Consider the following 26,465-nt stretch of genomic DNA (forward strand, 5'->3'; position numbering starts at 1 on the left):
GCTCCGATGTTGGGGTGGTTCTTGTGTAGGTGCGTCAGATCCTTATTGCTTTTGGTGATGAGGCTTTGATATATGCAAGACTCGTCACTCGATCATTTGGGTGGTCTGAGGGCCGCCAGTGCGAGGCAACCTTTTCTAGGAGTGCATGGTAATGGCAATCACTACCGTGGTTGGCGCCTCCGGCCAGATCCTTGCGGTCACGGTCGACGGTGCGCAGGCCCACGCTCTGGCCAGTCAATATTCGTCAGCTATCGCTGGTATCAGCGGTCTGGTGAATTATGATCTGGTGCCAGGCAGTAACAGTAGCCCAAGTAATGCAAGCGTTTCTCATGGCGCTATTACTCAAGGTGGAAGCTATAGCATCATCGGTGATGTAGCTTACATTTCGGCTGGTTCATACAATCCGGCAGGTTCGGCTAATCCTACAGATACGCTCAACGGATCTGTTTCGATTGACCTTACGGGCAATACAGCGTCGAATATCCAGTTGCTGACTGGCAGCTGGGCGGGCGTTTCGGTTCAGGCTGGAAACCAGAATGGCGTGTTTGTCGGTGGCGTTGGCAACAACACCTTCGCGGGCACGAGCAAGACTGGTAACTGGAACATTGCTACCGGTTCCGGGAACGACACAATTCATGGCACCGATGGCAACAACACCATTGATGGCGGAACAGGCAACAACCTGATCACTCTGGGTTCAGGTACGAACGTTGTTCGTTCCGAGGGCCAGGACACGATCGATGGTTCCGCTGGCACCGACACTGTTACCCTGCTGGGTGGCAGCTCGGTCGTAACTCTTGGCGCCAACGCCACGGTTTATGACACGACGTACGCAAACACCGTATCGGTTGGTAGCAACGGCTTCATCACGGGTGGTAGCTCCAGCACGTACTTCGCGACTGGAACGACTGCTACGGTCGCTGGTGGTCTGAACGATACCATTTCTGCTGCAGGTGACTTCCAGCAGATCCGTGGTACGGGCAACAGCATCAGTGTCGATGGTTCCCTGTCCTTCCTGAATGGTACGGGCAACACCACCATCACGGCTGGCAATGCTACCATGTTCGGTGCATCCGGCCTGAACGCTCAGTTCGATGGTGTGTCCGGTTACAGCCTGTTCGTAGGTAACGATGGTGACGAAGCAATTTCTGCTGCGTCTTCCCATGGTGTCCTGCAGGCTTTCGCAGGTACCGGCAACACGACCGTCATTGGCGGAACCGGTGCCGATACGCTGGTTGGTGGAACGGGCAATGCTACCCTTGAGGGTGGTTCCGGCTCTGCTAACCTGTTTGCTCTGAACAAGGGTGCTGCTGGTGGCAACTACACCATCAGTGACTTTGGCAGCGCAGCTGGTAACCTGATGGCTCTGTACCAGTACGGCCTTCAGAACAACGGTGGGCTTGAGAACGTTCTGTCCAATGCAACTGTTGCCGGTGGCAACACGACCATTGCACTCTCCGACGGTTCCAAGATCACGTTCCTCGGCGTTACAGATCTGAAGGCTTCCAGCTTCAATCTGAGCTAATCTACCCTGTTTGCTGGCTTGCCAGCATTCATGAAGAAAGCTGGGTTCGAAAGAACCCAGCTTTTTTTGTTTGTGCCCACCCCTTCATAGACTTTGGCCTTTTCTCTGATGACAGTGCAGCCCGGCTCCAACGTGACCCTCCTTCTAGGTACAGCTGAAGAAGATTCGCAGAAGGTTTTGCTTGAGAGTTACCGCAGCTCAGCACGTTTGAACGGAATGAGAGCCGATGGGCTACAAATTGAAAACACGCATCTGCGGGATCAGATGGCGCTTGTTCAGAGTTCTCTGTCGTGGCGGGTCACCGCTCCACTGCGGCTGGTGAGAGGCTTGTCTCTTGGGCGGCTTCCCTCGGGCCGGCCCCTTAGAGAACTTCCTGATCGTGTTACTGAGCTTTGGAGCAAGGGCGGTCTTCGGGCTGTAGGGGGTGCACTGGCGCGCCAGGCTCTTCCTCGCTCTGGCAAGAAGAGAAACTCCGTTCTTTCAAAGGCTACCCAGCAAGTTACGTCTGAAGAAGCTGTGGCTGGCCACTCCGTTTACAGTGATGTGCTTGATGAGGGCGCAGCATCCCTTGCACCAAGAATTCTGATCATCGCAGAAGTCTCCTTGAGGCAGTGCGCGAAGTATCGTGTGTGGCAAAAGCGGGATCTGCTGGAACGCCTTGGATGGGCTGTTCAGGTTGTGGACTGGCGGGACATTGGTGTTGCCATGTCCGGGTTACAGCTTTGTACGCGGGTGATTTTCTACAGGGTTCCTGGCTTCGAGACTGTCATGAAGCTGGTCGCCGAGGCCCACCGCCTGCGTCTTGAGCCGTGGTGGGAAGTGGATGATCTTATTTTCGATGCTGAAGAGTATCTTCAGAATGGGAACATCAGCAGTTTGCCGCAGGCAGAGCAGGATCTGCTCATGTCGGGTGTTACCTTATTCAGGCGCTGCATGCTGGGTTGTGGCCGAGGTATCGCTTCGACCCAGGCATTGGCGCAGGCCATGTTGGATGCAGGCCTGACTGACGTTTCAGTGCTGGAAAATGCTCTTGATCATGAGACGCTTGAGATCGCGGCGTCGCTTCCGACCCATCAAGGTACGGACGTGGAGCGTGTGTGGGTTTCTTATGGATCAGGAACCAATACGCATGATGAAGATTTTCGGCAGGCTCAGGCCGGGCTGATTGCTGCGATGGAAGATGAGCCGCGATTATGTCTGCGGGTCATTGGGCAGCTTAAACTTTCGGATGACTTTCACAGGTTCGGAGACCGTGTGGAGCGCCTGACAGAACTTTCATATCGCGACTATCTCGCGGCACTCTCCCGAACGGATATTGCGATTGCGCCTCTTGAGCCCACGCTTTTCAATGACTGCAAGAGCAATATCAAATTTCTAGAGGCGGCAGTCGTTGGGGTTACGGCCATCTGTTCTCCTCGGAATGCCTTTCTTTCAGTCATGCGACATGGCGAAAATGGCCTGCTGGCCGTTACCGATGATGACTGGAAGCGGAGTTTTCTGACCTTGGCACGAGATGTGCCATTGCGTCAGCGTTTAGCGATTCAGGCCCGTCAGGATGTGATGGAGCGATACGCGCCTGAAGCAATGGCTGTCACGCAGGGGCGGGCTGTTTTTGGTACGCCTGTGATACCGGAGCGGAAAGCTCTGCGAGTGCTGATGGCTAATGTCTATTACGCTCCCCGCTCATTCGGGGGAGCGACGATCGTCGCAGAGGAACTGGCAACCCGGCTCACGCAGCGCGGTGTTGAAGTGGGAATCATGACATCCCGCCCACGCCTGGACGAGAATTTGTCAGGAAGTATTCGTTACGTCATCAACGGTACGGACGTGTTGTCTGCGGTTATCCCGAAGGGAACGGACCTTATTGGTGCCCTGGACAACCCGCAGATGGCTGAGGTGTTTGCCGGTTGGCTGGATGCTTATCAGCCTGATGTGGTGCATGTGCATGCCGCTCAGGGGCTTGGTACTGCCATGCTACGGGTTTGTCAGGAACGGGGAGTTCCTTATGTTCTGACACTGCATGATGCGTGGTGGCTATGCGACAGGCAGTTTATGGTTCGGGAGGATGGGCGTTACTGCTTCCAGACCCGTATTGACCAGCAGGTTTGCCAGATGTGCCAACCTCATGCCCGACATTTGCGAGATCGTGTGACGATCATGCATCAGGCTCTGGCTGAAGCGGCTTTGTTGATAAGCCCGTCTGAGGCGCATCGTCAGCTTTATCTTGCCAATGGTATTGAGCCTGAGCGGATTGTTGTGAACCGGAATGGCTTTCGGTGGCCTGAACGACCTCGTCGTCAGCGAACGCCTGGTTCTCGCATCCGTTTTGGATTTGTCGGTGGGACAGAGGCCGTAAAGGGATATCCACAACTCAAAAAATGTATGGAGTCTCTTGAGCGATCTGACTGGGAACTGGTTCTGGTTGATAACAAGATCAATCTTGGTTTCAGGTCCATTCATGCTGAAGACTGGTCAGTGAAGGGGGAGCTGAAAATTGTTCCTGCCTTCACACAGGCCGGACTCGATGACTTCTATGACCAGATTGATGTCTTGCTGTTTCCGTCCCAATGGAAAGAGAGTTACGGCCTGACAGTTCGTGAAGCTTTGGCGCGTGACGTCTGGGTTGTGACGACTGCTCCCGGCGGACAATCAGAGGACGTTGTAGACGGGGTGAATGGAACGCATCTCCCTCTTGATGGACGTCCTGAGACACTGGCTGCGGCCGTCGAGTCCTTGCTGGGTCAGGCCGAAAAATTCGATGGATACATCAATCCATTCAAGAGCAGTCTGGCCACGTACGAAGCGCAAACAGAAGAGCTTCTTGGGTTTCTGGAGCGCGTGGCGAAGCGTAAAGTCAATTTAGTGACCCATTAAAAGCGCTGGTAAAGCACGTAGTCTGTCTTCACTGGCCAAGGCCTGAACCAGTCGCGCTCGGAAACCGGCCTTTTTGTGCTGAACGCGCGGTGGGTTGTTGGCCAGGTAGAGTGCGATCCAGTCGGGGTCGAAAAAGGTTTTGTCAGGAATTTCGCTTCGCCAGAGATGGACTGACGCTACTCCACTTGGGTTGTCGCGGAGAAGCTCTGTCTTGATGAACGGTGCTTGCCCTGAGTGAAGCACGGTGCGCCAGTCTGTATGCATTGGGTTCAACGAAAGAAGGCGTGCCAGCCCCCGTTTGCTGCTCCAGGAGGCTGTCATCTCCAGTTTGGCCGCCTGTATAGCCAAGCCGAGGCCTAACTCACCATGCAAGACAATTTCCGGCTTGCTCATGCTGTTGAATGGCTGCTGAAACACGCGCCTTATGTTGGGATGATCAAGGGTTTCCCGTGTCATGACAAGAAACCATGACTGAAGATGGGCTGTAATAGCCTCTGACCGCACCATGCCCCAGACAGGGGAATGATGGGCTCGCATGTTGTCCACAATGGGCTGCAAGGGTGCCATAGGCCCAAAAATACTGTCATTCGCAAAGAGAATTTCAGTCGCTCCCGCATCGCAGTTCCTGTTGAGCAGGTCCTGCCAGGCACCAAAATCAAGGCCGGAGTTTTCTCTGGGATAAAGGGTCGCTGCGATTGGTATAGGGCCAGAAGTAAAACTGTTCTGAAGGACTGTTAATCCTTCCGTATCTTTTGGGTCCAGGCCGGAGACGGCGACATGCAGTTCAAACCCACATCTCACAATCTGATCGAGGAGATGGCGGGTGTGTGGGGCCAGTGTTGGTGCAGGCGCGTGATAGGCAAAAAGGCAGATGGAACGCGACATGAAATTCCTGACGATGGAACGCTTGGGCTGCTGAAGCGATTATATCATCGTTGCCTAATGGTATTGTAAGAAATACTTAGGAATGCTGTAAAAGATGGTGAATGTTCAGGTGTTGGAGCTGCATCCTGAGACAGGGACGCACAAGAGGAGAAAAATGCATCTATGAGTAAGGCATTTCTCGCAGCTGTTCTTCAGGACTCCATAGACTGTACAGGCGTTGCTGCACAGCGAGCAGCTAACGATCTTGTAGATGCTATTATTGATGAACTGAGACGTGAGGGAGGGTTTACTATCTCCTCCTTTGGTACGTTTACCGTGTGCGAAACAAAAGCGCGCCAAGCGATAAACCCGCGGACAGGAGAACCGGTGGAAGTTCCCCCGGGACGGACAGTCCGGTTCAAGGCAAGCCCTGGACTGAAGCAGAATTTATAAAGATTTGGCTGGGGCGGGAGGATTCGAACCTCCGCATGGCGGAATCAAAATCCGCTGCCTTACCGCTTGGCTACGCCCCAGTAGATCGCGTTTACGAACGCGATGGATCGGCTTTTAATCCGAACCAATGCGTCTCGTAAAGCCCAATATCAGAATTCAAGTTCCAGTTCGTGATCTGGCAGCCCTGTAGTGCGCATGGCTTCGTCCATTTTGCGGCGGGCTGAGGCCTTCAGGATACCGAGACGTTCAGCTTTGTTGAGCGCCTGATCCAGGGCTGCCATGGTGCTTCCAAGGTCTTGGCTTTCGTCTTTTTCCCAAGCCCGGAGCGCGTGTCCCCAGACGGCGGTCAGGGCATTAATACGCCAGAGGCCGCCGAGACCAGAACAGTCCATGCCTGCTGCGTCAGCGAGCCAGCGCATGGAGTCCACAGTTGCTCCGGCTAAAAGTGCTGCCAGGGCGGGGTCATAGGGAACGGCGTGAAGGACAGCTCTGACGCCTGTGCGATATTCTTCGAAAATATCGAATCGACGCATCATGAGATCGAAAAGGTATTCGCGAAGTGTGCCGCCATTTCCTTCATCGCGAAGTGCGCTTTCATCGGCGAGCCGTCCCAGACGCAGCAGCAGCAGTGCTTTGACCGGATAGCGGGAGCGCACAGCATCAACAGGCAGGCCTGCCTCGCGCGCTGCATCAACTAGAGAAAACCGGTGCCAGCCGTCTGAACCGGCGAGGCTCAGGGCAGACTGGAGGAGAGCAATATCGAAGGCTTCCCTGTCCAGTTCCGGTGTGCTGTCTGATGCCAGCTCATCGGTATCAAATGGGTCCTGCCGCTCTTCCATGCCGGTCTCCTGTAGAAATCTTGTTTCTTAATGGTGGGAGCGTTTGCCAGTGCCAGCAAGTTCCCACCAGAGAGAAACGATCAACCGGCGAGTTCGTCGGCTCGTTTTGTGGCCGCGTCAATGGCTTTTGAAATATTTGACGGCCATGCGTCTGGTGCCATGAGAACATTCAGGGCAGCAGCGGTTGTTCCGTTTGGGCTGGTGACAGCTTTGCGCAGGTCGGCAGCATCGTCGGGCATGTCATCCAACATCCGCCCGGCGCCGTAAATTGTTCCCCGTGCCAGACGGCGTGCTGTCGTTTGGGATAGGCCGTGTGCCTCTCCAGCCTTTTCGAGCAGTTCAGCAAGAAGAAACACATAAGCAGGACCCGAGCCGGAGACGGCTGTTACTGCCAAAAGGTCTTCCTCACTATCGACGCGGACAACATCGCCAACGGCGAATAGCAGTTCGTGGCAGAGGCTTGTCTGCTCTTCTGTCGCCTGAGGAGACGCATAGAAACCGCTGATACCTGCGCCGATTGCTGAAGGGGTGTTCGGCATAGCGCGAAGAATGGGGAGAGTGGCGCCGCTTTTAGATGTCGCATCTGACAGGGCGGCACAGGTTCGGCCGGCCATAACGGAAAGCAGAGCAGCCTTCTGCATGCGAGAGCCCAAGGACTCCCCTAGGGCGCTGATAGCGTCTTCCGCTGTCGCAGGTTTTACGGCCAGAACGATAATATCCGGCGTAAAGGTCGATGGAATGTCAGACGCGGCTCGAACGACTGAAAAAGTATCGTCCGAACTGGATCTGTGTCGATCAACGACAATGATATGGAGCGGTGTGGGAGAGGCGAGCCACCCGTCGAGAAGCGCGCCTCCCAGTTTTCCACAACCAACCAGCAGAATTGAAGGTGTTGATGGCAAGGTCATGCGTCTCCGACACAATCAAGCATGGCAGCGTCCAGTGCATCCTGAGGAGATTTTCCGCCCCAGAGAGTGAACTGGAAGGCGGGGTAAAAGCGCTCACATTCTGACATTGCGATATCGATCAGGTCTTCCATGCTTTCACCTGGAGGGGTTGAGACACCACGCATCAGGAGCGTATGGCGAAAGGAGGGAACGCCGGTTTCCGGATCAATAATGAAATGACCAACCCACAGCTTGTTGTTGGCGAGGGAGACCAGTTCATGCACGTCCGATCGACGTGCTGTGGGGGACCGTAGATCCAGCGTGCAGTTCAGATGCAGGGCTGAAAGCTCGTCTGACCAGGTGAAATAGAGAGAGTAGTCACACCATTGACCTGGGGCCTGAGCCGCCATTTCGGACTGGCCAAGGCGCTCGAATTCCCATTCGTAGAGGCCCATGACCTGTTCCATGAGGTCAAGCGGATGGGATTCTGTTTCTGTGGTGAGTGAGGTGCTCAGGGCAGGCATGTCGGATCTCCCAAGGCCGTGGAGGCCGGAACCGGTCATGCACCGGTACGGCGCTCCAGATGTCTGCGGCCAGGAGGGGAATGACCTCTCCTGACGTTGATCACGTTATGTGGCCTTGGTGAAGTGTGCAAGTATCACGCACAGCTTCAATCAGTTCGTACGAAGATGTGTTGCATCCGGATCGCAACGAAAGCGACCGTTTCAGCCCTGAGGGCCACCCTTTTCATCAGTTGCGAGGTCTTCGAGAGCTGTCAGGCGCGATTCGATGGCAGCAAGGCGTGCTTCTGCCTCGTCCTGTGCCATGCGCGCGCGTGTCGCCATTTCCTGAACGGCATCGAACTCATCGCGACGAACCAGTTCCAGAGAGTTCAGGACTTCGTCAACGCGGGTGCGGATGATAGAGTGAAGTTCTTCGCGTGCGCCGGTAACAGCCGAAAAAGCATTGCCGGCAAGACCTGCGAGGTCATCAAAGAAGCGGGGTCTGTCAGACATGGGAGAAACTCCTGCAGAGAGGCGGCGTGTCGTGTGTGGCGCGTCGCTTGGATCGTTTTCGGGGGCAGACTATACAGGAAGGATGATTATCGTCACCGGCGGAGCCGGATTCATTGGATCGTGCCTTCATGCCGCCCTGCGTCAGCGCGGGCTGCGGACGGTTGTTGTGGACCGGCTTCGTGAGGGCGTAAAATGGCGCAACCTCGCGTCTCATGCGCCGGATCAGATCATCACGCCTGAGGCGCTCCCGAGTTTCCTTGAGACAGCGCCAAAGATCGAAGCGGTCTTTCATATGGGCGCGATCAGCGCAACGACTGCACGAGACGGAGACCTTGTCTGGTCGACTAACGTGGCATTGTCGCAGTTTCTCTGGCGTTGGTGCGCCCAGAACGATGTCCGGATGATTTACGCTTCGTCTGCGGCGACATATGGCGCTGCAGACCAGCCTGAGATGTTCCGTGACGGGCTGGATGCGATTGATCATCTCAAACCGTTGAACCTTTATGGATGGTCAAAGCAGGTTTTTGATCTGTGGGTAAAGCGTGAACTGGAAGCTGGGCATCCGGCCCCACCGCAGTGGGCTGGACTGAAATTTTTCAATGTTTATGGCCCGAATGAGTATCACAAAGGGTCCATGATCTCCGTCGTGAAGGTCAAGTATGATGATCTTCAGCGTGGGGCTGCGGCACGACTGTTCAAATCTGACGTTCCAGGAATGGCCGATGGCCAGCAGAAGCGTGATTTCATCTGGGTCGGGGATGTTGTGAACGTCATGCTATGGCTTTTCGACCATCCGGATGTCAGTGGTCTTTTCAACTGCGGAACCGGTGTTGCGCGGAGCTATCTGGACCTGGCTCATGCAGTCTGTGACGCTGCGCATCGAGCGCGGGACGTGGAATTCGTCGAGATGCCTGAGAAGCTTCGCGGGCAGTATCAGTCCTTCACCTGTGCGGACATGAGCCGTTTGCGTCAGGCAGGATATGATGCGCCGTTTACGTCTCTTGAAGACGGAATACGGCAGTATGTGCGTGATTATCTTTCCCGAGCGGAGTCAAACCTTTGAGCCAGCCCTTGATGTTCCCTGGGTTTGACCCCGTTGCGTTTCATGTCGGCCCGCTGCCGGTGCGCTGGTATGCCTTGGCGTATATGGTCTCGTTCATCATCGCGTTGCCGATTGCGAGACGATTGAACAGGCTGGCACCGGAAGTAGCGACCAGTGAACAGGTCGATGACTTCCTGTTTTACGCTATTTTGGGTGTTTTGCTGGGTGGTCGTCTTGGGTACGTGTTGTTCTACCGACCTCTGGATTATCTCGCGCACCCAGTGGACATCATCAAGACATGGGATGGCGGGATGTCGTTTCATGGTGGGGCCTTGGGCGTCATTCTGGCTCTGGCGTTCTTCTCTTGGAAAAACCGTCTGAGTTTTCCGGCTTTTGCGGACCGGATCGTGCCGGTGGTTCCGATTGGGCTGGCGCTAGGTCGTTGCGCCAACTTTGTGAACGGGGAACTGTGGGGCCGTCCAGCATCGCCTGATCTGCCCTGGGCCATGGTATTCCCCACAGGTGGGCCCGTGGCACGGCATCCTTCCGAGCTTTATGAGGCGTTGACGGAAGGCGTTCTCCTGTTGTGCGTCATGCTGTTCGCGGCGACCCGTCCAAGATTGCGGGCACATTTCGGATTTCTGTCAGGATTGTTCCTCTTTGGATATGCCTGCGCGCGGAGCTTCTGTGAGTTTTTTCGGGAGCCGGATGCGAATATCGGCTTTCTGGCCGGTGGGGTCACGATGGGGCAGATCCTGTGTATTCCGATGGCGCTCGCCGGGCTGGGTCTGATGACGTATGCCCTTCGTCGTCCGGCGCAGGAGAGTGCACATGTCTGAGGCTATTCTCAGAAGTGATGGTCTTGGCGTGCCACATGGCTTTTTTACGCGCCTCGGCGGCGTGTCCCCGAAACCTTATGACAGCCTGAACTGCTCTCTGTCGTCTCCTGATGATCTGGCGAACGTGAGCGAAAACCGTGCGCGTGTTGCGCGGCAGATCGGGGTTGAGCCAGAAAAGCTTCTGGGTCTGAAGCAGACGCATAGTGACATTACGGTTCCAGTGACCAGGGAGACGGTTCTCTGGGCTATGGGGCGTGGGCAGGATGGCGATGCGCTGGTGACGGATCGCCCTGACGTCGGTGTTGGGGTGATTACGGCAGACTGCGGGCCTGTTCTTCTGGCTTCCAAGGATGGACGGATTGTGGGAGCCGCGCATGCTGGATGGCGTGGAGCGGTAGGCGGCGTTCTCGAATCTGCTGTGACGCAAATGAAAGCTCTGGGCGCCACGAATATCCGGGCAGTAGTCGGTCCCTGCATTGGGCCTGGGAGTTATGAAGTTGGCCCGGATATGCGGGATGCCGTTCTGGCTCAGGACGAGAACGCAGGCCTGTTTTTCCGCGTGGCGGAACGGGCAGGGCATTTCATGTTCGATTTGCCAGAATACTGCTCGACGCGTTTGAAAGCTGCTGGTGTTCAGCAGGTTGAAGTACTGGGTGTGGATACATTGACGGACCAGAGGTTCTTCAGCCATCGCCGACGGACACTCGCAGGCGGTGGCCATATTGGTCATCAGATCTCAGCAATCCGGCCTCGCGTTTCATCATAGTATTGCAGAGTGCCGCAGCGCTTGTGCGGATCGCTGGGACTGTTATCGTTCCGGCATGAAAATGCTTCGTCCTGCTCAGATTCTCTGTTCCATGCTGGTGGCCGCCTGTGCCGGGGGCGTAGCCTACGCCGAACCTTCTCATCTTCTGGTTCGTAACGCCCTGATCTTTTCAATGGCCGATGGGCAGAAAGCGCCTTTTAAAGGGTATTTTTCTGTTCGTTCAGATGGCGTGATCGATCATATTGGCCCCGGTGCTCCTCCCAAGGATCTTCAAGCGGATCAGGACATGGATCTGCACGGGCATTGGGTCATGCCAGGGTTTATTTCCGCTCATAGTCATCTCTGGCAGGCTGCCTATCGTGGCCTTGCGGCGGATCAGACTTTGATGGGCTGGATTGAGGCTTTGTATTCCGGAAAAGCGAGCGTTGCGCGGCCTGAAGATATCTACTGGTTCACGCTGGATGGGGCGCTCGACCATCTCGCGCATGGTGTGACTGCGGCTTATAATTTCAATTACGGTGGGGCGAACCCTGCTGTTGTCGAGGCGACGGACCGGTTGCAGTTCCAGGCAGAGACGGCTTCTGGAATTCGGTTCGTGCATGGTCTGGAGCCATTGCCGAGTAAGGGCGATGTGTCGCTTGCTAAAGCCAGACAGCATGTGAACGATTTTCTGGCGTGGTCCGCCGGGCAGCATGTGGGATCCACGTTCCTGTCAGTGATGATCAATGGTGGGACGGGATTTCACGACACCGGAGACGTTGCGAAGATCGAAGGCGCGTTGATGCGGGAGTATCATCTGTCCAACCAGAGTCATTATCTGGAGCCACCTGAGAACGTTTCAGCCCAGCAGGCCCGGTTCCACTGGTTTGAGAATGAAGGTATTCTCGGGCCGCATCTGATTTTCGGTCATTTCATTCATACGACTCCTGAAATCATTGCCCGATCTGTAAAGGCTGGGGCGTCCATGGTCTGGAATCCGCTTTCAAACGGTCGTCTGGCGTCAGGGACGGCGGATATTCCGGCCTATCTGAAAGCTGGTTTGCGGGTTGGGATGGGAGAGGACGGGGAAGCCAGTGCCGATCTGGCAGATCCTTTCGAGAACATGCGGACCGGGCTTTATGCCATCCGGGACAAGTACCAGAGCGCTGCAATCATGAGCCCGTATGATGTGGTGCGACTGCACACGCGGGGAAGTGCTGATGTTCTGGAAGTTGGGGATCGTCTTGGGAGTCTGGAAGTTGGGAAATTTGCGGATTTTCTTGTGATTGACCCGACTAATCTTGGGTACGTATTTGACCCGTATGCCACGCTGGTTTTTGCGGCGGCTCAGGAAAATCTGGCGCAGGTCTATGTGGGGGGCGTGTTGATGGTGGAGCATGGCAAGCCGCTGAAGCAGGATTTTGCGCATGTTCGGCAGGAAGCTGATCGGCGGGTTGCGGCTTCTATTCAGCATTAAAAAAGCCGGGGTGTGATCCCCGGCTTTTCGTATGCATGTGTCAGACGCTGTGGGTTTTGGCTTCACGATCCCAAAAGCGGAGCTTCTGGCAGGTTGTGATGAAGGGTTTGAAATCGCTATCGTTTTCGATGGCGATCACACCATCGTCCATGTCGTCGGGCGTGATACCGCCTTTTGCCAGAAGCGGGGCAGCATCCGGGCCGTAGGCGATGAATTTGGCGTGGGCGAAAGCATCTGCCACGAAGTCACGGGCTGTTGCTTCCTTGCTCAGAAGCTTTGTTCCCTCAGCAGAAGAGAGCAGCACGACGGCGTCGTAAAGTACGGACGGCGCACCGACGATTTTCTGGCCTGCCGGGACGGTTGTGCCGTCTGTCAACGTCACGCCTCCGACAACAGGGGCAACCAGTTCAATCAATGTGCCTTCCGCCTTTGCGGCTTTCTGGAGAGCGTCCAGCAGGGCTGCATCCGTACCGTCTGTAATCACGACGCCCAGTTTGCGGCCTGCGAAAGAGTCGGGGCCATTCTTGAGGATGCTGAGCGCTGTTGAGGCGGCCAGATCCGTAATGGGTGTACGGGCGGCTGGAGCTGGGGCGGGGAGCTCTTTCACGCCCAGACCTTCGGCCACGCCCTTGGCCAGCGTTTCATCTACATTTAGCAGATGAGCGACGACGCGGGACCGGATGTTTGGAGTTTCAACCTTGCTAAGCTCGAAGACAAACGCGTTCTTGATGTGCGTTTGTTCGGGCTTTGTCTGGCTGATGTAGAACTGGCGTGCCTGGCTGTAGTGATCGGCGAAGAGTTCACCGCGTTCGCGGGTCGTGCGACCGTTGTCATCGGGGAAGTGCCTGTAGCCGGCCTTGGAGTTTTCACGCGGACCTGCACCCCAGGAGTTGGGTTCGTAGTTTACGCGACCCTTCGGGTTGTGCATGGCGGCGTGGCCGTCCTGCTGGAAGTTGTGGAACGGGCATTTGGGCGCGTTAATGGGGATATGCGTGAAGTTTGGGCCACCGAGACGCTTTGTCTGTGTGTCCAGATACGAGAAGTTCCGGCCTTGCAGGAGCGGATCGTTGGTGAAGCCGATACCGGGGACGACGTTCTGGGTGCAGAAGGCAACCTGTTCGGTTTCGGCGAAGAAGTTGTCCACCACGCGGTCCAGCACGAGGCGGCCGATCCGGCGGACAGGGACCAGTTCTTCCGGAATAAGTTTGGTCGCATCCAGAATGTCGAAGTCGAATTTGTCGGCGAAGGCGTCATCAAAGAGCTGTACGCCCAGTTCCCATTCCGGATAGTCGCCGGATTCGATGGCCTGCCAGAGGTCCCGACGGTGGAAGTCAGGGTCGGCGCCGTTGATCTTGACGGCCTCGTTCCAGACAACTGACTGAAGGCCCTGCTTCGGCTTCCAGTGGAACTTTACGTAGGTGGATTTTCCTTCGGCGTTTATGAGCCGGAAGGTATGGACGCCGAAGCCTTCCATGAAGCGGAAAGAGCGGGGGATGGCACGGTCTGACATGATCCAGAGGAGCATGTGAACGGTTTCGGGCGAGAGGGATGCGAAATCCCAGAAGTTGTCATGGGCGGACTGCGCCTGCGGGAAGCCGCGATCGGGCTCTTCCTTTACGGCGTGTACCATGTCCGGAAACTTGATGGCGTCCTGGATGAAAAACACGGGCATGTTGTTGCCCACGAGATCCCAGTTGCCCTCCTCGGTGTAGAGCTTCACGGCGAAACCGCGGACGTCGCGGGCGAGATCGAATGAGCCCTTGCCACCTGCGACGGTTGAGAAACGCACGAAAGCCGGGACACGGGTTCCGGTTTTTCCGAGAACTTTGGCGGTTGTGTAGTCGGAGAGGGAGTCTGTGAGTTCGAAGAAGCCATGCGCGCCGTAGCCGCGCGCGTGAACAACGCGTTCAGGAATGCGTTCGTGATCGAAGTGGAAGATTTTTTCCCGGAAATGGAAGTCTTCCAGAAGCGTTCCGCCGCGTGGGCCAGCCTTCAGGGAGTTCTGGTCATCGGCGACGGGAACGCCCTGCTGGGTTGTCAGGGTCGGTGTGTCGCCATCTGCGGTCTGATGTGTTGCGCCCTGAGGGCCGCGCTCGAAGGTCTGGTCACCGATGGTCACGGTGGTGCGTTTGTCTGCCGTGTCGCTCATGGTCCGGTCCGATCTGCTGTCGTCTCGACTGTCCGGACTGAATAATGCCGGGCACGTCGTTTCAAATTCGGTAAGTCGATTTCCGGTTTGGGAAATCCTTCACTTTAGAAGTCTGAGTCCTGGGTAAATGTTCCGGAAAATAATTTGATGAAATGTTCTGAACTGAATGAAAGAGTGGGTCGTTACGGATTCTTACTTGCATCTCTCATGCAGTTTAGGAGGCTTGAATGCCTGTTGATCCTCGCAATCGTTATCCTCAGCCTCCTTTTGAGGGGCAAAGCCAGCCTTTTCCGGGGCTGTCATCAAAAATGACGCCACAGCCTGATTATGGGGAAAAGACCTATCAGGGCTCTGGAAAACTCAAGGGGCAGGTGGCTCTGATTACAGGTGGCGATTCCGGAATTGGGCGCGCTGTAGCACTGGCTTTTGCTCGGGAGGGGGCGGAGGTTGCGATTTCCTATCTCGAAACCGAAAGTCAGGATGCAAAGGATATTGCCGGGCAGATCGAGTCAGAGGGGCGTCGTTGCCTTCTGCTGCCGGGGGATATTCGTGAAGCGACGCATTGCAAACTGCTTGTTGGCAAGGTTCTGGAAGAGTTCGGTCGTCTCGATATTCTTGTGAATAATGCTGCGTTTCAGAATTGGGCGGAGCATCTGGAGGATATCAGTGACGACGATTGGAAGCGCCACTTTGATACCAATACGCATGCGCTGTTTTATCTGACGAAGGCTGCTCTGCCTCATCTGAAGCCGGGATCGTCCATCATCAATACGTCTTCAGTCAATCTGAAGACGCCGCCTCAGATTCTCGTACCGTATTCCATGACGAAGGCAGCCATAGCGAACTTTACGGTGAGTATGGCGCAGCAGCTTGCGTCACGAGGTATTCGGGTGAACGGGGTTATGCCGGGCCCGATCTGGACGCCGTTCATTGCGACGGGAATGCCGGAAGAGGCGCAGAAGAGCATTGGGTCTGATGTCCCACTGGGTCGCCCAGGTCAGCCAGCGGAACTGGCTGGGGCTTATGTGTATTTTGCGGACCCGCTGAACAGTTATACGACGGGTGCTCTTCTGGCCGTTAATGGCGGGATGCCGATGCTCTGATTGGTTTGGAAATTTTGGATTTCAGTGGAACGCCTGCTCCTGATCGAGCGGGCGTTTTTCTGTTCTGGGGCCGAAAAGCAGGGTGATGCAGGCTCCTGTCAGGAGAACAGCGGTTGTGAGGCCGAACACGCCGGGGAAGCCGGCTTTCGGGTAGATCCAGCCAATCAGGACGGGCGATGAGATGGCGCCCAGACGGGCGATTGCGGAGGCCAGTCCCATGCCTCTTCCGCGCAGGGACGTCGGGAAGAGTTCGGGGGTGTAGGCGTAGATGCCGCCGTAGGTTCCATTCATGAACATGGACAGCATAATTCCGAAAAGCAGGACCTGTGTGGGTGTCTGGCTTGCGGCCATGCCGATGGCACTGATCCCGCCGCCGATCATGAAGGTAGCGACCGTGGCGCGTCGGCCCAGACGTTCCGTGCAGAAGGCTGAGGCCAGATATCCGGGGAGCTGTGCTGCGTAGATCGAGATGGCGTAGGCGAAGCTGCGGGTCACGGTCATGCCGCGCTCGATCATGAGGGTCGGGATCCAAGTGAAGAACGCGTAGAAGCAGAAGGTGATGCTCAGCCACATGGCCCAGCTCATGAAAGTGGAACGTCTGAGGCTGGGGGCGAAAAGGTCGCTCAGGGGGCGGTTTGTTTGTCCGGCTGTATCGGGGGTTGTCGAAAGACCAGCGGCCAGTCCGGCGCTTTGTTCGATGCTTCCGACAATTCGGCAGGCTTCGTGCGTTCGCCCCTGCTGATCGAGCCATCTTGGGGACTCGGGAAGGGTACGCCGCCACCAGAGGAGCATCAGGACGGGTAGGGCTGTGGCAACCAATGCCCATCGCCAGCCATCCGGTGATGAGGGGACAATCATGAATCCGAGAATGGCTGCGGCGACATAACCGAAAGAATAGAAGCCCGTGAGGCTGGCCGTGAAGGCGCCGCGATAACGGGATGAGACGAACTCGCTCAGATAGGGGGCGATGATCGTGGCTTCTGCGCCGGCGCCCAGTCCAGCGAGAAGACGGGCGCTGAAGAAGCCGCCGAATGTGTGGGAGACTGCTGAGAGAAGAGAGCCGATGGCGTAGAGCGCGAGGGCGCTCATCATGACGGAACGGCGGCCAGACCTGTCGGCCCACCAACCCGCCAGCAGGGAGCCGAGACCGTATCCCAGATAAGTGGCGCTTCCCAAAATACCGAGAGACGGGCCGGACAGGTGCCATTGCGTTTTCAGAACCGGGAGGGTGAAGGCAACGATGGCGGAGTCTAGGCCGTCGAACATGTATCCACAGCCGCCAAGGATCAGGAGCCGACGGTGGAAGGGGGTGAAGGGTAGGTGTTCGAGGCGCTGGGCGATGCTCATGGATTCTCTGTGACGCAGGCGACTATGGGGGCTGTGACAGACTATCTGGCGGTTTGGCCGTGGGTCCAGCCATGGTTGGGGTAGGCCATCAGGAAGGTAGAATCTGGGAAAAAGGTTGTGTGTGGCGCAGTTTTCCGCTATTTCGCCGCTCGCACAGGCACCCCTGGAGGTCTGTGTGATGACAAAATTCAATACGCAGGAGCGTAACAGTGGCTAATTTGACGACACTTGCTGTCTCGACGCGCGCGAAGGCTGGTAAGGGGGCAGCGCGCGCAACGAGACGTGCCGGGCTGGTTCCGGCAGTAATCTATGGTGGCAAGCAGGAGCCTTCCATCATTGCTCTTGATCCGCGCGTGATCATGAAGGAACTGCACCGTGGTGGCTGGTCCTCCCGCGTGTACAACCTGGCAGCAGAAGGCGCAGAGCCGGTTGCAGCTCTGATCCGTGACGTGCAGCTGCACCCGGTGACGGATGCTCCGATTCACATCGACTTCCAGCGCGTTGCAGCGGGCACGAAGGTGCACGTTCAGGTTTCCATCATCTTCGTTGGCGAAGAGAAGGCTCCTGGCATCAAGCGCGGCGGCGTTCTGAACGTTGTCCGTCATTCCGTGGACGTTGCCGCTGATGCAGCAAGCATTCCGGAAAGCTTCACTGTTGATCTGAGTGTTCTCGACATTCATGACAGCGTTCGCTGGTCTGATCTGAAGGGCACGGAAGGCGTGAAGCTGACGGGTCATCAGGCTGCTGATCTCGTGATCGCTTCCATCGCTCCGCCGACCATTGATGCGGAAATGGAAGCTGAAGCTGCTGCCAAGGCTGCTGCCGCTGCCGCAGCGGCTACCGCAAAGCCGGGCGCAAAGAAGAAGTAAGTCATGAGGCTCTGGACCGGTCTCGGCAATCCCGAGCCGGGGATGAGCCGTCATCGACATAACATCGGCTTCATGGCGGTTGATGAAATCGCCAGGCGTCACGGGTTTTCCCCGTGGCGCAAGCGCTTTCGGGGGGAGACTTCCGAGGGCGTTCTTGGGGGGCAGAAAATTCTGCTCCTCAAGCCGATGACTTACATGAACCTGTCGGGTGACAGCGTTCAGCAGGCCGCGCAGTTCTTCAAGATCGCGCAGGCCGACATTACCGTTTTCCATGATGAACTCGATCTTGCTTTCGGCAAGCTGCGTATCAAGCGTGGCGGCGGAGCGGCTGGGCATAATGGCCTTCGCTCAATGGATCGCTGTCTTCCCGGACCGGATTACTGGCGTGTGCGGATGGGCATTGGCCATCCGGGGCATAAGGACCGGGTGCACGGGCATGTTCTGGGGAATTTCGCCAAGGCGGAAGAGCCGGAGCTTGAGCGGTGGCTTGAGGCAATTGCGGATGTTGCGCCTATTCTGGCCAAGAGCGAGAATGAAGCGTTCATGACGAAAGTGGCGCTGCTTACGGCCTGAGTGCCGCGAGACTTCAGGTCTCTTATGGTCAGCTTTTTTCACTGTTATAACGTGCGGGTATCGTTGCCGGAGAGAGATCTCGGGCGGGAATCGTACTCTGCTGCCTGTTTTGCAGGGTGCAGGTGTTGTCCGTGGGCGTGGATTCTGCGAACACAGGGCAACTGAATTCTGAGACTGGGCTGACCGATGTGGCGGCCTGAAAGATGGAGAGCACAATGGGTTTCAATTGCGGCATCGTTGGTCTGCCCAATGTTGGCAAGTCCACGTTGTTCAATGCTCTGACGGAAACAGCCGCAGCGCAGGCAGCGAACTACCCATTCTGCACCATTGAACCGAATACGGGCCGTGTTGCTGTGCCGGACCCTCGGCTGGATATTCTGGTGAAGATTGGTAAGTCCCAGAAAGAGATTCCGACTAGCCTTGAGTTTGTTGATATTGCGGGTCTGGTCCGTGGCGCGTCTAAGGGTGAAGGGCTGGGAAACCAGTTTCTGGCGAATATCCGCGAGACAGATGCGATCATTCATGTTCTGCGCTGCTTTGAAGACGATGATATCACCCACGTTGAAGGTGGGGTCGACCCGGTCCGGGATGCGGACATCATTGAGACCGAGCTGATGCTTTCGGATCTGGAAAGCCTTGAGAAGCGCCAGATCAATCTTCAGAAGCGTGCGCGTGGAAATGATCGCGAAGCACAGGCGCAGCTTGAGCTCATGGAGCCGCTGATTGTGGCACTGCGTGATGGCAAGCCTGCCCGCACCGCCGTGCCGAAGGGGCAGGAAGGTGAGGCTGCGCGACTTCAGCTTCTGACAACGAAGCCGGTTCTGTATGTTTGTAACGTCGAGGAGGTTGCTGCTGCGACCGGCAATGCTCACTCTGAGGCAGTTCGGAAGCGGGCTGAGGAAGAGGGCGCTGGCGTTGTGATCGTGTCTGCTGCGATTGAGGCTGAGGTCAGCCAGTTGCCGCAGGAAGATCGCACGGAGTTCCTTGAAGGGCTTGGTCTGAGCGACAGTGGTCTGGATCGTGTGATTGCAGCGGGCTATCGCCTGCTGGGTCTGCGGACATACTTCACGGTTGGCCCGAAGGAAGCGCGTGCCTGGACCATTACGGCAGGTGTGAAGGCGCCTCAGGCTGCTGCTGTCATTCACAATGATTTCGAGCGTGGCTTCATTGCCTGCGAAACAGTTGCTTTTGATGACTATGTAGCCTGCAATGGTGAAGCAGGCGCCAAGGAGGCCGGGAAGTTGCGGATCGAGGGCAAGGAATATGTTGTGCAGGACGGAGATATTCTCCTGTTCCGATTCAATGTCTGACGCTGCGGCTATTCTGAAAAGCCTGACGGATAAGGCCCGTCAGGCTGCTCGTGGATTGGCGCGAGCGGATGAGGCGACGCGTAATCTGGCACTGAATGCTGCTGCTCAGGCACTTCGTGCCAACAGCGCAGCAATCGTTGCGGCAAACGAGCAGGACCTGGCCGGGCTTTCCGATGATCGGACAGCGGCATTCCGGGACCGTCTGACTTTAACGCCTGAGCGCGTTGAGGCCATGGCAAAGGGTCTGGAAGACGTCGCAAAGCTCCCTGATCCGCTTGGACGCGTTCTCGCAGAATGGGAGCGCCCTAACGGGTTGCTGTTCCGTCGTGTTGCGGTGCCGCTCGGTGTCATCGGCATGATTTACGAAAGCCGGCCGAATGTTGGGGCTGATGCTGCGGCTCTTTGCATCAAGTCTGGCAATGCTGTCATTTTACGTGGTGGAGGCGAAAGCCTGAATTCGGCGCGCGCAATTCATGCGGCAATGGTTGATGGGCTGACGGCTGCGGGTCTTGATCCGGCTTGTGTGCAGATTTTGCCGTCTGCCGATCGTGCTCTGGTGGGTGCGCTCCTTCAGGCTGCCGAGGGCGTGGACCTCATCATTCCACGTGGTGGAAAATCTTTGGTGGAACGCGTTCAGCGTGAGGCGCGGGTGCCTGTTCTGGCTCATGCCGACGGGCTGAATCACACCTATGTTCATGCCAGTGCTGATCCTGAGATGGCGCGTCGGGTTCTTTTGGATGCCAAGATGCGCCGTACGGGAATCTGTGGGGCGACAGAAACACTTCTGATTGATCGAGCGATTGCTCCGTCGCTTCTGCCGCACATTGTGGATGATTTGGCCAGCAAGGGCTGCACATTCCGGGCGGATGAGGCTGCCAGATCTATCGTTTCGACCTTGCCTCCCGCCAGTGCCGCCGATTTCGATACGGAGTGGCTGGATTCGATTCTCTCCATCGCTGTTGTTGATGGCGTTGAGGAGGCTCTCGACCATATAGCGCGCCATGGCAGTGCTCATACGGAAGCGATTATCGCTGACGATCCTGAGATTGCTGCTGTGTTCATGAATGGGACCGATAGTGCGGTTGTGCTGTGGAATGCATCCACTCAGTTCTGTGATGGTGGTGAATTTGGCTTTGGGGCTGAAATCGGCATTGCCACCGGACGGATGCATGCGCGAGGCCCGGTGGGGCTCGAACAGTTGACGTGTTATCGCTACGAAGTGCTTGGCAACGGACAGGTGCGGGGCTGAATACGATCCCGACGTTTGGCGATGGCCGACGTATGCGGATTGGGCTGCTGGGTGGCTCTTTCAATCCGGCGCATTATGGTCATCTGAAGGTGGCTCAGCAGGCGTTGCGCTCTCTGCAATTGGATCAGGTGTGGCTGATGGTCTCACCTGGGAATCCTCTCAAGCCTCGAAAGGGCATGGGATCGTTCAGAGCGCGCCTTGCATCAGCCCGGAAGATCGCTGATGGCCGTCGAATCTGTGCTACGGATATAGAAGCAAGGCTGAAACAGCGTTTTACAGTGAAGACTGTGGCATTGCTTCAGAAGCGCTTTCCTCATGTTCAGTTTGTCTGGTTGATGGGAGCGGATGGGCTGGCGCAATTCTCTCGCTGGAAAAACTGGAGGATGCTGGCCCGTATGGTGCCTATAGCGATTCTGCCGCGGCCAGGAAGTGTAACGCCTGCTTTGCACGGGGCTGCGGCGTCGGCTTTACGGCGAAATCGACGGCCTTCGAGGGAGGCTGCTATACTGGCGCAAAGAAAAGGATGCGCATGGACGTTCCTTTCTGCGCCGCAGAACGATATATCGGCTACAGCGTTGCGAGAGTCCGGGCAAATCTGTCTGGAACCGGATCAGGAGTAAAAGCCATCACCAAGACGACCTCAACCGACCCGAAGGCCAAGACCACGCGTCGGAAAACCAGCACCCCTGATGCGGCACTGGCCGAGGCTGCCAAGGTGCCTGGAACGCCTCGCAAGAAGGCTGCTGCTGCCGGCCCCAAGAAGACTGCCGTCAAGCGCGAGCCTGTGCAGCCTGATGTTCTGACAAAAATGCTGTCCATCATCACGGCCAGCCTTGAGGAAGACAAGGCAGAGGACATCGTGGTTCTGGATCTGGTTGGCCGCGCCAACTTTTCAGACCGTATGGTTGTGGCAACGGGTCTGGCAGATCGGCAGATTGCAGCCATGGCGCACCATATTGAGAAAAAGCTGGGCGAAGATGGCTTCAACCGAGTTTTGGTTGAAGGCGCGAATGGCAGCGACTGGGTCCTTCTGGATGCAGGGGATGTTGTTGTTCATCTCTTCAAGCCAGAGAGCCGTGAGCTCTATGCTCTTGAGAAAATGTGGGGCTCTGATCTGGATTCGAGCGAATCCGAAGTGACTGTCGGTAAGGACGAAGAGCAGGGCTGAATGAAGCTCGTTGCTATTGGGCGATTGAAGTCCGGGCCTGAACGGGAACTGTTTGACCGTTACGCCGCCCGGATTCGTCCTGTGCTGACGGTGACAGAGATTGCGCCGTCCAAAGGCTCCGTTATGGAGCAGAAGCGCAAGGATGCTGCGGGGCTTTTGGGAGCCTGTCCTGAGAATGCTTTTGTCATTGCCCTTGATGAGGGGGGAAAGACGTTTAGCAGCCTGCAGTTTGCAGCCACATTTGCTCGGTGGCAGGAAACTGGCCGTCCGTTACATTTTTTGATTGGTGGAGCAGAAGGGCTGGATGGATCAGTGATCCAGAGAGCTGATGCCGTTATTGCTCTGGGGGCGATGACTTGGCCGCATATGCTTGTGCGTGTGATGATTGCCGAGCAGGTTTTTCGGGCTCAGGCTATCAATTCGAACCATCCTTATCATAAAGACAGTCGGCCGGATTAAGCCGTTTCTGAGCGATTGGGTATAAAAAAAGCGGGGCTTAAAGCCCCGCTTTTTGCATCTGAAGTCTTCTTATCGGATAGACCGGTTCGGAGCGTCAGATGTGAATGCATCGTCTGGGGCTTCTGCAACTTCCGTGTTGCTCATCGGATGGCTCAGAGCATTCGATCCTCTAAAGATCGCACGATGACGGAAGGTGGTTGCATGGCTTTCGCGAGCGACCATGACCTGCGGAGCCTGGCGACCATCGTCTGCGCGGCCATAGATGAAGCCGTATGTCGGATAGATGCTACCAAGACGGCCGCTACGGTCGTTAAGGGCAACGCGAACGGCGCTCCAGTCATTGTTGGGTGATACGTCAACGACGCGCACGTTGTGCGCAATGCCATTGGATGCCCAGTGAGACTGGTCAATGTAGATCGTACGGTTATTCTCGACAGCCCGTACCACAGCGACGTGACCCAGAGGCATACGACGGATGCCACGGAAATTTAGAACCGATCCCGCTTCCGGAGCGTTACCACGGGCGTATCGGCCTGCAGCGTTGTACCACCAATCGCGCGCATTGCCGTGCAACACGACGGCAGATGCTTCTTTTGCATAAGCTACGCACTGAATGACGTGCGCAGTTGAAAAGGTGTGATGATGGTACGCATGAGAGGCGCGATGGGAGCGGAAGACACCATGACCACCGTGTGAACTACGGAGGTGTTTGGCCTGTGCATGACTCGCAAAGAACATGACAGCGGAGAGCGCCAGGGCAGAGAAAAATGTTTTCCGGCAACTTTTATGCGTCACGATCTTTTTGATCCTGAATAGGCTTGTGTCGTTCGGGTTACAGGGAGCTAACAATCTTCATGCAACCCTGACAAGGGCAGAATGCATCACTGAGGGTTAAATTTTCATTTCTAATGAAAATCTTTCTCGTGTCGCATTCTGCCTTAATTGTGCCGCATTTGATCGGGTGGCTTATTTCGTGGTTGTCAGCATGATTTCCACGAGGATGCGTGGGTCAGCCATGATAGCCTGAACGCAGGCGCGTGCAGGAGCTAGTCCTTCCGGGAGCCATGCGGACCAGTGCGTGTTGAGAGCATTGCGGTCTGCGATGTCTTTAAGCCAGATCTGTGCCTGAAGAATGCGGGTATTGTCTGTGCCGTGTTCTTCAAGAATGGCATCGAGTTGAGCCAGGACGTCCTTGGTCTGCCCATCGATATCTTGTGACAGGTCTGAGGCGACAACGCCTTGGGTGAAAACAAAGCCATGATATTCCACAGCCTTGGAAAGAATGGCGTTGGGTTCTGTGCGAATGATGCGGCTCATGGGGGTATCCTGATCCCGAGATTGGAAAGCCCCAGAGTGAGGCGGCTTTAAGAAGCGGTCAATCACCTCTTGGCTCCCTTGTCGTAGGGGGTGGGACGCGGTATCGCCGGGAGGTATCGCTAAACTGGCCGTGCGGGAGAAAAAACCGTGGTCCCTTTGAATATCAAAAGAGTGCCTGTGACGCCGATCCGGCAGAATTGCACGATCCTCTGGGACGAACGGAACCATGCCGTGGTGGTCGATCCCGGGGGGGATGTGGATGAACTGCTCTCTCAGCTCCGTGGGCTGACGGTTGAGGCTATTCTTCTTACGCATGGACATCTTGATCATGCTGGTGGCGCTGATGAGCTCCGGGAACGCCTGAATAAAATTCAATCAGATCCTGTGCCTGTTCTCGGGCCAGATCGTCGTGATGCATTCCTGCTGAGTAGTATTGAGAACCAGGCTGCGCATTTTGGTATGACAGGGATGGTGAGTGTTGTTCCGGACCGCTTTCTGGAAAGCGGTGAGACACTTCAGCTTCTGGGTCATGATATCGAGGTGCGTCATATTCCCGGACATACGCCAGGGCATATCGTGTTTGTGGATCATGGCAGTCGTCGTGCCATTGTTGGCGATACATTGTTCCGCCGGACGGTAGGCCGAACCGATTTTGTTTATGGGGATGCTCCTGCGCTGATTGCAGGTATTCGCCAACATCTCATGAGTTTGCCGGATGAGACTGTGGTGCTGTGTGGTCATGGAATGCCTACGACCATTGGGGAAGAACGCCGGTCCAATCCATTTCTTGTTTCTGAACGATAAATTTCAAAGAGGGTTTCTCATGCGTGTGATGGCTTGTTCCATATTAGGTGCGATAGGTGTTCTCGCGAGCGGTATGACGGCTTCCGCCTACGCAGCAGAAGAACCTATTCGTCAGGCGCAGCCTGTTCTCCCGACAGCACCTTTGACAATCACGACGCAAGACGGGGTTAAGCACTCGTTTACGGTGGAGTTGGCCAAAACCTACAGGGAGCAGGAAGTCGGCGAAATGTTCCGCAAGGAGCTGCCCAAAAACAAGGGAATGCTTTTCCTTTGGCCGCAGCCGCAGGTTTCCGACATGTGGATGAGGAACACACTGGTATCTCTTGATATCGTTTTCATTGATTCCACCAATCATGTTCATGCCATTGCGGAGAAGGCGGTTCCGCTGAGTGAGGCAATCCTGAGTAGTGACGGGGTTGTGGCCAACACGCTTGAGCTTGCTGGAGGGGTTACGGAAGAGTTGGGTATCCGCGTAGGGGATACCGTAAGTAGCCCGGCATTGAAGCACTGATACGTGAAGGTTTTAGTTACCGGGGCAGCGGGATTTATCGGTTTTCACGTCTCGCATGCCTTGCTGGCGCGAGGCATGGAGGTAGTCGGCGTTGATACGCTGAATGATTATTATGACCCGCTCTTGAAAACGGCGCGCCTGAACAGACTGACGTGTCAAAAAGGGTTTGTGTTCGAGCAGAAGGACGTGTCTGACCGCGAGGCTATGCGATCAGTCATGGATGGCCATTCTGGTATCGAAGTCATCATTCACCTGGCAGCTCAGGCGGGAGTTCGATACTCACTCATAGACCCGTATTCGTATGTACAAGCGAATGTCATGGGGCAGGTTGTTTTGCTGGAGGCATCCAGAAGCCTGAAAAGGTTGAAGCATTTTGTCTATGCGTCTTCGTCCTCGGTCTATGGTCGCAACCAGTCGTTGCCTTTCAAAGAGAGTGATCGCGTGGATGAGCCAGGCTCACTTTATGCGGTTACAAAGCGTGCAGGTGAGCTCACGGCCTCCGCATATGCTTATCTTCACGGCATTCCACAGACAGGCTTGAGGTTCTTTACCGTCTATGGGCCGTGGGGTCGGCCAGATATGGCTTATTACGGTTTCGCGAAAGCTATCTGCGAGGGCCGTCCGGTCACCCTTTACGAGGGAAAAGGACTGTCTCGGGATTTCACCTATATAGATGACATCACATCGGGTGTTCTTTCGATCATGGACGTTCCTCCTCAAGTGGGTGAGGCGCGCATCTTGAATCTGGGTGGAGATCGCCCGGAAAAAGTGACGACACTGATTGCTCTGCTGGAAAAACATCTCGGGCGATCTGCATGCATAGAACATCAAGCTCGCCCCGTGGCGGATATGGAGAAAACTTGGGCGAGCCTGGAGGATGTGAAAGCATTATGTGGCTGGACTCCGAGCGTCTCGCTTGAGGATGGGGTTATGAAATTTGCCCAGTGGTTCAAGGATTTTCATAAAAAGTCAGTTTTTTGATTTTTATATGATTTTTTGATTGACGGTATGTGTAGGTGGCCGTATAAGCCCGTTCACCGACGCG

Annotated in this window: 27 protein-coding genes and 1 tRNA gene; 18 read left to right on the forward strand and 10 right to left on the reverse strand. The window is 55.9% G+C overall.

Annotated elements, in window-relative coordinates; translation table 11 throughout:
* The first annotated feature begins 151 nt into the window (after positions 1 to 151).
* The gene (locus HK24_RS12610) at positions 152 to 1,525 is read left to right on the forward strand and encodes a calcium-binding protein (RefSeq protein WP_086634774.1); all 1,374 of its coding nucleotides are present in this window, start codon (positions 152 to 154) and stop codon (positions 1,523 to 1,525) included.
* 108 nt (positions 1,526 to 1,633) lie between these two features.
* Positions 1,634 to 4,399: a glycosyltransferase gene (locus tag HK24_RS12615; RefSeq protein WP_086634752.1), complete on the forward strand. Its 2,766-nt coding sequence runs from the start codon at positions 1,634 to 1,636 to the stop codon at positions 4,397 to 4,399.
* Here HK24_RS12615 and HK24_RS12620 read toward each other — a convergent pair.
* A complete protein-coding gene (locus HK24_RS12620) occupies positions 4,385 to 5,284 on the reverse strand; it encodes a rhamnan synthesis F family protein (RefSeq protein WP_086634753.1) in 900 nt (299 codons plus the stop codon). The two genes, HK24_RS12615 and HK24_RS12620, sit on opposite strands and share 15 nt — an antisense overlap.
* Before the next feature lie 162 nt (positions 5,285 to 5,446).
* Here HK24_RS12620 and HK24_RS12625 point away from each other — a divergent pair, with 162 nt between their 5' ends.
* Positions 5,447 to 5,716 carry an HU family DNA-binding protein gene (locus HK24_RS12625; RefSeq protein WP_046900345.1) on the forward strand — a complete coding sequence of 90 codons (270 nt, stop codon included), beginning with the start codon at positions 5,447 to 5,449 and terminating at the stop codon, positions 5,714 to 5,716.
* 5 nt (positions 5,717 to 5,721) lie between these two features.
* On the opposite strand, the gene HK24_RS12630 is transcribed toward HK24_RS12625, so the two are convergent.
* The 5 genes from HK24_RS12630 to HK24_RS12650 form a co-directional block, all read right to left on the reverse strand.
* Positions 5,722 to 5,796, reverse strand: a tRNA-Gln gene (locus tag HK24_RS12630).
* 69 nt (positions 5,797 to 5,865) lie between these two features.
* Positions 5,866 to 6,555 (reverse strand): hypothetical protein, encoded by a 690-nt coding sequence (locus tag HK24_RS12635; RefSeq protein WP_046900333.1) that lies wholly within the window; start codon positions 6,553 to 6,555, stop codon positions 5,866 to 5,868.
* Between the two features lie 80 nt (positions 6,556 to 6,635).
* Entirely contained in the window at positions 6,636 to 7,463 is an 828-nt protein-coding gene (gene proC, locus HK24_RS12640) for a pyrroline-5-carboxylate reductase (RefSeq protein ID WP_198942136.1), read from the reverse strand.
* Complete coding sequence (locus tag HK24_RS12645; RefSeq protein WP_086634776.1) at positions 7,460 to 7,966, reverse strand: YbjN domain-containing protein; 507 nt, start codon at positions 7,964 to 7,966, stop codon at positions 7,460 to 7,462. The genes proC and HK24_RS12645 overlap by 4 nt, the downstream gene beginning before the upstream one ends.
* 201 nt (positions 7,967 to 8,167) lie before the next feature.
* Positions 8,168 to 8,458: an accessory factor UbiK family protein gene (locus tag HK24_RS12650; RefSeq protein WP_086634754.1), complete on the reverse strand. Its 291-nt coding sequence runs from the start codon at positions 8,456 to 8,458 to the stop codon at positions 8,168 to 8,170.
* Between the two features lie 82 nt (positions 8,459 to 8,540).
* Here HK24_RS12650 and rfaD point away from each other — a divergent pair, with 82 nt between their 5' ends.
* From rfaD to HK24_RS12670, 4 genes are read left to right on the forward strand one after another with little or no spacing between them, the layout of a single operon-like run.
* Entirely contained in the window at positions 8,541 to 9,521 is a 981-nt protein-coding gene (gene rfaD, locus HK24_RS12655; RefSeq protein ID WP_086634755.1) for an ADP-glyceromanno-heptose 6-epimerase, read from the forward strand.
* Between the two features lie 11 nt (positions 9,522 to 9,532).
* Positions 9,533 to 10,339 carry a prolipoprotein diacylglyceryl transferase gene (gene lgt, locus HK24_RS12660; protein ID WP_086634756.1) on the forward strand — a complete coding sequence of 269 codons (807 nt, stop codon included), beginning with the start codon at positions 9,533 to 9,535 and terminating at the stop codon, positions 10,337 to 10,339.
* Positions 10,332 to 11,105 carry a peptidoglycan editing factor PgeF gene (gene pgeF, locus HK24_RS12665; RefSeq protein WP_086634757.1) on the forward strand — a complete coding sequence of 258 codons (774 nt, stop codon included), beginning with the start codon at positions 10,332 to 10,334 and terminating at the stop codon, positions 11,103 to 11,105. The genes lgt and pgeF overlap by 8 nt, the downstream gene beginning before the upstream one ends.
* Positions 11,106 to 11,160: 55 nt before the next feature.
* Positions 11,161 to 12,561 carry an amidohydrolase family protein gene (locus HK24_RS12670; RefSeq protein WP_086634758.1) on the forward strand — a complete coding sequence of 467 codons (1,401 nt, stop codon included), beginning with the start codon at positions 11,161 to 11,163 and terminating at the stop codon, positions 12,559 to 12,561.
* A gap of 40 nt (positions 12,562 to 12,601) precedes the next feature.
* On the opposite strand, the gene HK24_RS12675 is transcribed toward HK24_RS12670, so the two are convergent.
* Positions 12,602 to 14,710 carry a catalase gene (locus HK24_RS12675; RefSeq protein ID WP_086634759.1) on the reverse strand — a complete coding sequence of 703 codons (2,109 nt, stop codon included), beginning with the start codon at positions 14,708 to 14,710 and terminating at the stop codon, positions 12,602 to 12,604.
* Positions 14,711 to 14,937: 227 nt separating this feature from the next.
* On the opposite strand from HK24_RS12675, the gene HK24_RS12680 reads away from it, so the two are divergent.
* The gene (locus HK24_RS12680; RefSeq protein WP_086634760.1) at positions 14,938 to 15,813 is read left to right on the forward strand and encodes an SDR family oxidoreductase; all 876 of its coding nucleotides are present in this window, start codon (positions 14,938 to 14,940) and stop codon (positions 15,811 to 15,813) included.
* Between the two features lie 21 nt (positions 15,814 to 15,834).
* On the opposite strand, the gene HK24_RS12685 is transcribed toward HK24_RS12680, so the two are convergent.
* Positions 15,835 to 17,160, reverse strand: coding sequence for an MFS transporter (locus HK24_RS12685; protein ID WP_086634761.1), 1,326 nt, complete (start codon positions 17,158 to 17,160; stop codon positions 15,835 to 15,837).
* A 209-nt stretch (positions 17,161 to 17,369) separates the two neighbouring features.
* On the opposite strand from HK24_RS12685, the gene HK24_RS12690 reads away from it, so the two are divergent.
* The 7 genes from HK24_RS12690 (at position 17,370) to HK24_RS12720 (ending at position 22,788) form a co-directional block, all read left to right on the forward strand.
* On the forward strand, positions 17,370 to 18,029 hold the full coding sequence (locus HK24_RS12690) for a 50S ribosomal protein L25/general stress protein Ctc (protein ID WP_086634762.1): 660 nt from the start codon (positions 17,370 to 17,372) through the stop codon (positions 18,027 to 18,029).
* A 3-nt stretch (positions 18,030 to 18,032) separates the two neighbouring features.
* Entirely contained in the window at positions 18,033 to 18,602 is a 570-nt protein-coding gene (pth, locus tag HK24_RS12695; RefSeq protein WP_086634763.1) for an aminoacyl-tRNA hydrolase, read from the forward strand.
* 215 nt (positions 18,603 to 18,817) lie between these two features.
* Positions 18,818 to 19,912: a redox-regulated ATPase YchF gene (ychF, locus tag HK24_RS12700; RefSeq protein ID WP_086634764.1), complete on the forward strand. Its 1,095-nt coding sequence runs from the start codon at positions 18,818 to 18,820 to the stop codon at positions 19,910 to 19,912.
* Positions 19,905 to 21,161, forward strand: coding sequence for a glutamate-5-semialdehyde dehydrogenase (locus tag HK24_RS12705; RefSeq protein ID WP_086634765.1), 1,257 nt, complete (start codon positions 19,905 to 19,907; stop codon positions 21,159 to 21,161). Before ychF ends, HK24_RS12705 begins: the two co-directional genes overlap by 8 nt.
* Positions 21,162 to 21,193: 32 nt before the next feature.
* Positions 21,194 to 21,781, forward strand: a complete 588-nt coding sequence (locus tag HK24_RS12710; RefSeq protein ID WP_233126264.1) for a nicotinate-nucleotide adenylyltransferase — start codon at positions 21,194 to 21,196, stop codon at positions 21,779 to 21,781.
* A 95-nt stretch (positions 21,782 to 21,876) separates the two neighbouring features.
* Entirely contained in the window at positions 21,877 to 22,329 is a 453-nt protein-coding gene (rsfS, locus tag HK24_RS12715) for a ribosome silencing factor (RefSeq protein WP_086634766.1), read from the forward strand.
* Positions 22,330 to 22,788 (forward strand): 23S rRNA (pseudouridine(1915)-N(3))-methyltransferase RlmH, encoded by a 459-nt coding sequence (locus HK24_RS12720; RefSeq protein ID WP_046900319.1) that lies wholly within the window; start codon positions 22,330 to 22,332, stop codon positions 22,786 to 22,788.
* 69 nt (positions 22,789 to 22,857) lie between these two features.
* Here HK24_RS12720 and HK24_RS12725 read toward each other — a convergent pair whose 3' ends face one another.
* On the reverse strand, positions 22,858 to 23,583 hold the full coding sequence (locus HK24_RS12725; RefSeq protein ID WP_046900318.1) for a CHAP domain-containing protein: 726 nt from the start codon (positions 23,581 to 23,583) through the stop codon (positions 22,858 to 22,860).
* 171 nt (positions 23,584 to 23,754) lie between these two features.
* Complete coding sequence (locus tag HK24_RS12730; protein ID WP_086634767.1) at positions 23,755 to 24,105, reverse strand: RidA family protein; 351 nt, start codon at positions 24,103 to 24,105, stop codon at positions 23,755 to 23,757.
* A 147-nt stretch (positions 24,106 to 24,252) separates the two neighbouring features.
* Here HK24_RS12730 and HK24_RS12735 point away from each other — a divergent pair, with 147 nt between their 5' ends.
* The 3 genes from HK24_RS12735 to HK24_RS12745 are packed head-to-tail and all read left to right on the forward strand — an operon-like array spanning position 24,253 to position 26,401.
* Entirely contained in the window at positions 24,253 to 24,909 is a 657-nt protein-coding gene (locus HK24_RS12735; RefSeq protein ID WP_233126262.1) for an MBL fold metallo-hydrolase, read from the forward strand.
* 19 nt (positions 24,910 to 24,928) lie between these two features.
* Positions 24,929 to 25,420, forward strand: coding sequence for a DUF192 domain-containing protein (locus HK24_RS12740; protein WP_046900316.1), 492 nt, complete (start codon positions 24,929 to 24,931; stop codon positions 25,418 to 25,420).
* A gap of 3 nt (positions 25,421 to 25,423) precedes the next feature.
* Positions 25,424 to 26,401: an NAD-dependent epimerase/dehydratase family protein gene (locus HK24_RS12745; RefSeq protein WP_086634769.1), complete on the forward strand. Its 978-nt coding sequence runs from the start codon at positions 25,424 to 25,426 to the stop codon at positions 26,399 to 26,401.
* Positions 26,402 to 26,465 lie beyond the last annotated feature (64 nt).

The sequence above is a fragment of the Gluconobacter sp. DsW_058 genome (assembly GCF_002153615.1).
Taxonomy (GTDB): Bacteria; Pseudomonadota; Alphaproteobacteria; order Acetobacterales; family Acetobacteraceae; genus Gluconobacter; species Gluconobacter cerinus.

Excerpts from the sequence above, each read along its gene's own strand:
- HK24_RS12625 (WP_046900345.1), top strand. The coding sequence starts at position 5,447 with ATGAGTAAGGCATTTCTCGCAGCTGTTCTTCAGGACTCCATAGACTGT.
- HK24_RS12720 (WP_046900319.1), top strand. The coding sequence starts at position 22,330 with ATGAAGCTCGTTGCTATTGGGCGATTGAAGTCCGGGCCTGAACGGGAA.
- proC (WP_198942136.1), bottom strand. The coding sequence starts at position 7,463 with ATGACCTTGCCATCAACACCTTCAATTCTGCTGGTTGGTTGTGGAAAA.
- HK24_RS12685 (WP_086634761.1), bottom strand. The coding sequence starts at position 17,160 with ATGAGCATCGCCCAGCGCCTCGAACACCTACCCTTCACCCCCTTCCAC.
- HK24_RS12610 (WP_086634774.1), top strand. The coding sequence starts at position 152 with ATGGCAATCACTACCGTGGTTGGCGCCTCCGGCCAGATCCTTGCGGTC.
- HK24_RS12615 (WP_086634752.1), top strand. The coding sequence starts at position 1,634 with ATGACAGTGCAGCCCGGCTCCAACGTGACCCTCCTTCTAGGTACAGCT.
- HK24_RS12730 (WP_086634767.1), bottom strand. The coding sequence starts at position 24,105 with ATGAGCCGCATCATTCGCACAGAACCCAACGCCATTCTTTCCAAGGCT.
- HK24_RS12645 (WP_086634776.1), bottom strand. The coding sequence starts at position 7,966 with ATGCCTGCCCTGAGCACCTCACTCACCACAGAAACAGAATCCCATCCG.
- rfaD (WP_086634755.1), top strand. The coding sequence starts at position 8,541 with ATGATTATCGTCACCGGCGGAGCCGGATTCATTGGATCGTGCCTTCAT.
- HK24_RS12680 (WP_086634760.1), top strand. The coding sequence starts at position 14,938 with ATGCCTGTTGATCCTCGCAATCGTTATCCTCAGCCTCCTTTTGAGGGG.
- pth (WP_086634763.1), top strand. The coding sequence starts at position 18,033 with ATGAGGCTCTGGACCGGTCTCGGCAATCCCGAGCCGGGGATGAGCCGT.
- HK24_RS12705 (WP_086634765.1), top strand. The coding sequence starts at position 19,905 with ATGTCTGACGCTGCGGCTATTCTGAAAAGCCTGACGGATAAGGCCCGT.
- ychF (WP_086634764.1), top strand. The coding sequence starts at position 18,818 with ATGGGTTTCAATTGCGGCATCGTTGGTCTGCCCAATGTTGGCAAGTCC.
- HK24_RS12650 (WP_086634754.1), bottom strand. The coding sequence starts at position 8,458 with ATGTCTGACAGACCCCGCTTCTTTGATGACCTCGCAGGTCTTGCCGGC.
- HK24_RS12670 (WP_086634758.1), top strand. The coding sequence starts at position 11,161 with ATGAAAATGCTTCGTCCTGCTCAGATTCTCTGTTCCATGCTGGTGGCC.
- HK24_RS12620 (WP_086634753.1), bottom strand. The coding sequence starts at position 5,284 with ATGTCGCGTTCCATCTGCCTTTTTGCCTATCACGCGCCTGCACCAACA.
- HK24_RS12635 (WP_046900333.1), bottom strand. The coding sequence starts at position 6,555 with ATGGAAGAGCGGCAGGACCCATTTGATACCGATGAGCTGGCATCAGAC.
- HK24_RS12740 (WP_046900316.1), top strand. The coding sequence starts at position 24,929 with ATGCGTGTGATGGCTTGTTCCATATTAGGTGCGATAGGTGTTCTCGCG.
- HK24_RS12710 (WP_233126264.1), top strand. The coding sequence starts at position 21,194 with ATGCGGATTGGGCTGCTGGGTGGCTCTTTCAATCCGGCGCATTATGGT.
- pgeF (WP_086634757.1), top strand. The coding sequence starts at position 10,332 with ATGTCTGAGGCTATTCTCAGAAGTGATGGTCTTGGCGTGCCACATGGC.
- lgt (WP_086634756.1), top strand. The coding sequence starts at position 9,533 with ATGTTCCCTGGGTTTGACCCCGTTGCGTTTCATGTCGGCCCGCTGCCG.
- HK24_RS12675 (WP_086634759.1), bottom strand. The coding sequence starts at position 14,710 with ATGAGCGACACGGCAGACAAACGCACCACCGTGACCATCGGTGACCAG.